This is a genomic window from Janthinobacterium sp. FT14W, assembly GCF_009208755.1.
GTDB lineage: Bacteria > Pseudomonadota > Gammaproteobacteria > Burkholderiales > Burkholderiaceae_D > Janthinobacterium > Janthinobacterium violaceinigrum.
This window is the reverse complement of record NZ_WFLL01000089.1, coordinates 1-7,284: the sequence shown is the minus strand read 5'-3', so window position 1 is coordinate 7,284 and position 7,284 is coordinate 1. Positions and strand designations below refer to the sequence as shown.

The window sequence follows — 7,284 nt, the reverse complement described above, 5'->3', positions numbered from 1 at the left end:
TCTCGAACACGCTTGCCCTACACCACGAACCTCCGACCGCCCCCGCGTGCGCGCAAGCGCCCGGCGCCCCCGCCCGGCAAGTGGCTGGCGGCCCACTATGCGCCGTTGCCGGAACTGGGGCAGTTGCCGGGCCGGCGTCTGCCGTATTTCCTGTACCTGCCCGACAAGGCGCCGAGCGCCGCCATGCGCAGCCGGGGCCGGCCGCTGCTGGTGATGCTGCACGGCTGCGAGCAGAGCGCCACGCAGTTTGCCGAAGGCACGCGCATGAACCGCCTGGCCGAACGCAAGGGCTATGCCGTGCTGTATCCGCAGCAATCGCTGCGTTCGCATGCGCGCCGCTGCTGGAAGTGGTACGACAAGCTGACGCAGGACGGCGGCGGCGACGTGCGCCTGATCGTCGGCGCCATCGAGCAGGTGGCGGCCCGGTATGCGATCGACCGGGCGCGCATCTATATCTGCGGCATTTCCGCCGGCGCCGGCATGGCCCATATCGTGGCCCTGAACCATCCCCATCTGTTCGCCGCGCTGGGCCTGCATTCCGGGCCCGTGTTTGGCGCCGGCCATAATCTGATCTGCGCGCTGCAGGTGATGCAGCATGGCGCCGCGGCCCGTGCCGATGCGGCCATCGATGAGGTGCTGGCGCGCCAGCCCGCGTTTCCCCGCCTGCCCACCATCCTGCTGCAAGGGCAGGCCGACAAGGTGGTGCGGCCCATCAACCAGATGCAGCTGGTGCGCCAGTGCGTGCGCGTGAACCGCCTGCCAGCCGATACCCTGGTGACGGCGCAGCGCCTGCCCGGCGGCGCGGCGGGCGGGCGCAATCCGGCCCATGCGTGCGTCTTGCACGATTATCAGGTGGACCAGCAGGTGCTGCTGCGCGTGGCGCAGGTCGAGCATCTCGAGCATGCATGGAGCGGCGGCGACGCCAGCCTGCCGTTCAACGACAAGGCCAAACCCGACGCCAGCAAGATGCTGCTCGATTTCTTCGCCAGCCAGCGCCGCGCCTGAGACAGCGTGTCGGGCCATGTCACGTTGCGTTGCGCGGCGGCAGGCAGGCACTGGTACGCATCGCTTTTCCCTTCCCCGCATCGCCGGCCGCGCCGCCGCATGGCCGCGCCGGCGCGCTGGCGCAGCCTTTTCAGGCCCGGCGCCGAATGTCGTAAAACGCCGTGTTTCTCGTAAGTGGTATTGCTGCGGTATTTAAAAATCACAAAAACAGGCGATAAAAATAGTAACTGGTATACAATTGGTACACGTTTTCAGTGCCGACTCTGATCGGCCGTCCCATGCCCTGACGGCCGACATGCACTGACGGCAGCCACCCACGTTACGGAACGCGCCATGTCCATCAAGTCCAAGCAGTTGCTGTGGTTTTTTGCGTTTTTTCTCGTCTTTGAACTGAATATCTATCTGTCCAATGACATGATCATGCCGGCGATGCTGGGCATCGTCGGCGAGTTCCAGGCGGAGAACAAATTCGTTCCCCTGTCCCTGAGCCTGTATCTGCTGGGCGGCAGTTCCCTGCAGATTTTCCTGGGGCCGCTGGCCGACTGCATCGGCAAGCGCAAGCTCGTCTTGACCGGCAATGCCTTGTTCCTGCTGGCCACGCTGGCCGTGCCGTTTGCCGCCTCGATCGAGCAATTTCTCGTGCTGCGTTTCATCCAGGGCATGGGCTGCTGCTTCATCTTCGTCGGCTATGCCATGATCCATGAACTGTTCGACGACATGGCGGCCGTCAAGCTGAGCAGCATCCTGTCGAGCACCACCATCCTCGCGCCCCTGGCCGGTCCCATCCTGGGCAGCGCCATCATCAGCCGGCTGGACTGGCGCTACGTGTTTTTCCTTTCCGGCCTGCTGGCGCTGCTGTCCTTGCTGGGCCTGTTCAAGACCATGCCGCGCGCGCCGGCGGCGGTGGCGCGGCTGGAGCTGGGCGCCATCGTGCGCAGCTACGCGGCCATTTTCAGCAATCGGCGCTTCATGTTCGGCATGTTCACGGCCGGGCTGGCCACCGTGCCCCTGACGGCCTGGATCGGCTTTTCGCCCATCTTCGTGCTGCAGGAGATGGGCGCCTCCTACGCCACGTATATCGCCCTGCAATGCGTGATCCTGTCCGGCTTTGTGCTCAGCAGCATCGCCATCCAGCGCCTGCGGCAGGATTTCCCCCTCGTCTACCTGCTGCGCCTGGGCGGGCTGATCGCGGCGGCCGGCATGCTGGGCGCGGGCGCGGGCCGCCATCACGCCGATGTGTTTGCCGCCTGCATGTTTATCTATTCCATTGGCTTCGGCCTGTTCAACGGCGCCCTGATCCGCAGCGCGATCACGGCCAGCAAGGAGTCGATGACACTGACGACGGCCGCCATGAGCTTGCTGTACTGCATTTATCTGTCCGCCTGGCTGCAGCTGTACAACGTGCTGTGCCAGCGCTTCGGCTATGCGCTGGAAACGTATGCGCTGCTGAATGTCCCCGTCATCGTGGTCATTGCCGCCTGCCTGCTGCTGTTTACGCGGGGCATGGCGGGGGGCCGGGAAAGCGAGGTGCGGCTGGCCCGGCACTGATGGCGCAACGCTGCGCATGTTGTTGACGTGGATTTACCCCCTGTGAAGCTTATTGACACTCTCCTGCGGAAAATGGTGCGCTCATGAAAATAGATGACCTGGCCTCGAAACACGATCAAGCAAAGATTTTCAACCTGGAATACGAGTTCCGCATCAACCGGCTGAAACTCGATTACATCACCCTGGCCGACGTCCGTCCCGCCGGCAGCGACCTGGAACAGCTGGCCGCGGAGCACCAGGCGGGCATCGCCGCCCTGCGCAGCTTCGTCGCCCTGAACTTCAACCATTTCAATGCGGCAAGCTGTTCCTCGCTCAGCTGCATCCCCACGCGCGCGCTCGGCGACGACGAGCGCTACCTGCACCGCATCTGGATGGGCGGACCATTGCCGGCCATCGCCTGCGACGCCATCGGGCAGTGGGGCGCGGCGCTGGACGACGTGCGGCACAACGGCGGCGCGCCGTATGTCTCCATCCTGTGGGCCTGGGATGCACAGCAGCTGCGCAATGACGAGCGCTTCAGCCCCACGGGCGGCGCCGGGCGCTACACGATAGGCCGCTACGCCATCGGCGGCACGACCCTGCATATCAACTCGCTGCGCGCGCTGGCGCTGGACTTCGCGCCGGCCCGCTTCGACCTGCTCGACACCCTGCATACGCAGCGCTACTTCGCCACCCTGTCCGATTATTTCCGCATCCTCATCATGTGCGAATACGGCGGCATGTATATGGATGTCGATACGATCCCGCATAATCCGGCGACGATTTTCCTGATGAAGCCGGAAGTGCCCGACTATTTCCAGCACAGGGACAGGGACAGGGACGGCGACGGCGAAGCGCGCCGGCATGTGAGCTGGATGAATCTGTTTCTCGATGAAACGGGCATGCTGATCGCCAAGAAGAACGATGCGGCGCTGCGCGTGATCCAGCGCAATGTGAATCTCGCCTATGCGGGTATCGACGGCGAGATTCCCCGTTCCTGCCCGCAATTCGAGGCGCGGCTGTTCGGCCAGTTCTATGCCGAATGGAAGAAAAACCTGGGTGTGACCCTGCTCAGCCATGCCGAGTTCTACCAGCGCTATTGCGTGCTGTATGACGGCGTGCGCGAAGCGGTGGCGGGCGGCATCCGCGGCATGCGTTTGCTGGACGATATCATTACCGATATGCACATCCCCCTGAGCGACGAAGAGCGGCGCGCCTATGCGCGCTGCGTGGCCAGGCTCGATGAAATCGACTGGCAGCTGGACGATCCTTTGAGCCTGGTCAATATCGTCGATGTGTTCGACATCGAGGAAGTGCCGCGCATGGCGTATGCGGCCCAGCTGCGGGCGGAAATCGACCATTTCCACTATTACTCGGTGCTGTCGGACGACCCGCAGCTGGACCGCGTGAATGACGTCTTTTGCCGCTACCTGCTGGCCCACCGTTCGCAGCATATTGCCGCCGGTAATTTCTGGCGTCCCACCGTGGGCCGCCATGCCAGCCGCCTGCCCGTGGCCAGCGACGTGGCCGCGCCCGATGAGGAAGGCCAGGCGGGCCTGCTGTCGCACGCGCCGCTCAGGCTGGTGCCGGGCGAACTGCTGGGCGACGAGGCGAAGAACCGCATGGCAAAGCTGCTGTTTGCCACCAGTTACCTCGAATACTGCTCGTTCGGCAATAAGCTCAATCTGCAGTTCGTCGAACTGCAGCGGCGGCAGAACATCGACCCGTATCTGGCGCATATCCACGGCCTGCATGACGAGGACGAGCGCTTCATCGGTTTTTTCACGGCCGCGACGATGGCCGAGTTCCAGGCTTGCGGCGCCGTCTCGTATTACCGCGACGACATGAAGGCGCTCGACGATGCATATGACGCCTTCGTGCTCGCGCATGCGCGCGCCGACGACTGTTTCGTCAGCAGCCTGGCCATCGACGAGAAATACCGGGGGCAGGGCTTGTTCCGGCAAATGTTCCATGAGATCCGCGACCTGGCCAGCCGCAAGGGCTGCGCGCGCATCACCTTGACGGTGTGGGAAAAGAGCGAAGCGCTGCAAGTGTATCTGCACATGGGTTTTCGCAGCGTGGGCACGTTCGACTATGCCTACAGCCTGTTCTATGACCGGCTGCACTTCCTCGTGTACGAGGGCAACTGAGGAAGGAAACTGAGGAAGGAAACCGAGGGAGAACAGGGGCGGCCGGCAGCCGCCCCGTGATGCAATTACAGGGCCAGGAAGGCCAGGGCCGCCACGGCCGTCGGCAGCAGGGCGCCCGCCAGCAGGCCGACGGCGCCGATCGACTCATCCTTGAAGCCGCGGCGCAGCAGGGCCACGCCGGCCGGATTCGGTGCGTTGGCGATGACGGTCAGGCCGCCGCCGGCCACGGCGCCCGCCACCAGCATGTATTTCGCTTCGTCCGTCATGCCGACGATCAGCGAGCCCAGGTAAGTCAGGGCCGCATTGTCCGTAATGGCCGTCAAGCCCAGCGCGCCGAAGAACAGGGCCAGCGGCTTCAGGCTGGAAACGATGGGCTGCAGCCACCATTGCTGCATGCCGCCCAGCACCACCAGGCCGCCCAGGAAGAAGCCGACCAGCAAGCCCTCTTTCAGGATTAGCGGGCTTTGGTAGCGCTCGTACGCCTGCACGAAACCGAGGAAGAACAGGAACAGGCCGACGAACAGCACGGGATGGTGCGCCAGCGTGACCACGCCGGCCAGCACGATCATGTGCACGAGGCTGACGGCCAGCGGCACTTTCGGCGCTTCCGCCTCGCCCACTTTCGGCTTGATGCCGGATGTATTGCTGTGCAGATATTTGCGCAGCAGGATGCTCACGCCCGTGGCGTTGAGCAGCACGGCGATGGCGGCCTTCCAGCCGAAATGGCTGGCCATGTAGGCGCTGTCCCAGTTCCATGTGGTGGCCACCATCAGCACGGGCGGCGCCGCGTACGAGGTCAAGGTGCCACCGATGGAAACGTTGACGAACAGCACGCCCAGCGCGCCATATTTCAGCCATTCAGGGATGCCCGGGCGAAAAATCTGCGGCGCCAGCATCAGCGCGGCCAGGGTCATGGCGGCCGGTTCCGTGATCATCGAGCCCGTCAGGGGCACGAGCGCCAGGCCCAGCCAGACGAGGGCCAGTTCCGTGCGCAGCGGCATCACGCGCGCCACCCCCTTGAGCAGGCGCTGCACGGCGTCGAGCACGGGGCGCGAGGCGGCCACCACCATGACGACAAAGACGAACAGCGGTTCCGTGTAATGGCGCGACTCGGCGTACTCGATGGCCGCATCGCTGCCCGAGACAAAGGCCATGATGATGATCAAAATGAAGGCCCAGAAGCCGAACACGACTTCCACTTCGCCCAGCAAATGCAGCAGGCCCGCATGGCGCGGATGGCGGCTCGCCAATGTTTCAAACGACTTCGCGGCGAAGGTGTGGATGAGCGCAAGGCCGAAGACGATGGCGCTGATGATTTGGATGGTGGTCAAATGCGTTTCCTTATGGACGGAGGAAGCCGCCCGGTGCATTGCCGAGCGGTAAGGAGAGTGCTTATGGTACAGCAATCGATGTGAAAAACGGTGTTTTTCGGACGTGGCGGGACGGCCTGCGGGTGGCAAGACGCAGATATGCCTTGCCAAAAGCAGGATCAGATAGTACTGTATATGTATACAGTATTAATCCTGATGAGTCATGATGCAACATTCTCAATTGATGGCCGCGCCGGAAGCCTTGCACCCGTCCCTGTGGCGCGCATCGCAGCTGGGGCAGGGCGCCACGCGCTGCCTGGACACGGGCTTTGCCGCCCTGTCCGCGCAGCTGCCCGGCGGCGGCTGGCCCTGCGGCAGCCTCATCGATCTGCTGGTGCAGCAGCCGGGCAGCGGCGAATTGCGGCTGCTGGCGCCCGCCTTGGCGCAATTGCCGGGCTTGCCCATCGTGCTGCTGCAGCCGCCCCATCCGCCGCAGGCGCTGGCCCTGGCCGCGCAGGGACTGGCGCCATCGCAACTGCTGTGGCTCAAGAGTGCCGGCAGCAAGGATGCCTTGTGGGCGGCGGAAAACATCTTGCGCAGCGGCAGTTGCGGCGCCTTGCTGTTCTGGCAATCGCACGTGCGCGCCGACAGCCTGCGCCGCCTGCACCTGGCCGCGCAAGGGGGCAACACCGTGTTCTGCATGCTGCGTCCCTTGCACGGCGCGCAGGATGCGTCGCCGGCGCCCCTGCGCCTGTCCGTGCGCCCGGCCGCCGGCGGCATCGAAATCGGCTTCATCAAGCGCCGGGGACCGCAGCGCGATGCGCCGCTGTTCCTGCCCCTGCAACCTCCTTCATTATTGCTGCGTCATGCGACTCTGGATCGGCCTGTGCCTGCCCCGGCTCCCGCTCGAAGTATTTTGCCCGCGCTGGTCGGCTGACCACCTGGGCGTGGTGCTGGAGCAGGAGCAAGTGATGGCCGTGTCGCCGCTGGCGCGGGAGGCCGGCATCCGGCCCGGCATGCGCCGCGCGGGCGCGCTGATGCTGGCGCCGCAGGCGCGCCTGCACGAACGCTCGCCCCAGCTGGAAGCGCAGGCCCTGCAAGCGGTGGCGCTGGCGCTGCTGCAATATTCTCCGCTGGTGGCGCAGGCGGAGGAAGCGACCCTGCTGGTCGACGCGGGCGCCAGCCTGCGCCTGTTCGGCGGCGTGCGCGCCCTGTGCCGGCAGATTGCGGCCAGCTTGCGCGCGCTGGGCTACACGGGCCAGCTGTCGTGCGCCCCCACGGCGCGCGGCGCC

Annotated in this window: 5 protein-coding genes and 1 pseudogene; 5 read left to right on the top strand and 1 reads right to left on the bottom strand. The window is 64.9% G+C overall.

All coding sequences use genetic code 11. The annotated features are described in order from the left end of the window. From GCN74_RS27830 to GCN74_RS27820, 3 genes are all read left to right on the top strand, one after another. Positions 1-1,005, top strand: a 1,005-nt coding sequence (locus GCN74_RS27830; protein WP_226939271.1) for an alpha/beta hydrolase family esterase, incomplete at its 5' end; no start/stop codon positions are given. Positions 1,006-1,338: 333 nt separating this feature from the next. Beyond that, positions 1,339-2,553 (top strand): MFS transporter, encoded by a 1,215-nt coding sequence (locus tag GCN74_RS27825; RefSeq protein ID WP_152259657.1) that lies wholly within the window; start codon positions 1,339-1,341, stop codon positions 2,551-2,553. Between the two features lie 83 nt (positions 2,554-2,636). After that, the gene (locus GCN74_RS27820) at positions 2,637-4,682 is read left to right on the top strand and encodes a GNAT family N-acetyltransferase (RefSeq protein WP_152259656.1); all 2,046 of its coding nucleotides are present in this window, start codon (positions 2,637-2,639) and stop codon (positions 4,680-4,682) included. 65 nt (positions 4,683-4,747) lie between these two features. Here GCN74_RS27820 and GCN74_RS27815 read toward each other — a convergent pair whose 3' ends face one another. Further along, on the bottom strand, positions 4,748-6,013 hold the full coding sequence (locus GCN74_RS27815; RefSeq protein WP_152259655.1) for a putative Na+/H+ antiporter: 1,266 nt from the start codon (positions 6,011-6,013) through the stop codon (positions 4,748-4,750). 205 nt (positions 6,014-6,218) lie between these two features. Here GCN74_RS27815 and imuA point away from each other — a divergent pair, with 205 nt between their 5' ends. Both imuA and GCN74_RS27805 read left to right on the top strand, forming a co-directional pair. After that, on the top strand, positions 6,219-6,929 hold the full coding sequence (gene imuA, locus GCN74_RS27810) for a translesion DNA synthesis-associated protein ImuA (RefSeq protein WP_152259658.1): 711 nt from the start codon (positions 6,219-6,221) through the stop codon (positions 6,927-6,929). Next, a pseudogene (locus GCN74_RS27805) lies at positions 6,859-7,284 on the top strand (DNA polymerase Y family protein); the annotation flags it as partial. The gene imuA and the pseudogene GCN74_RS27805, both read left to right, overlap by 71 nt.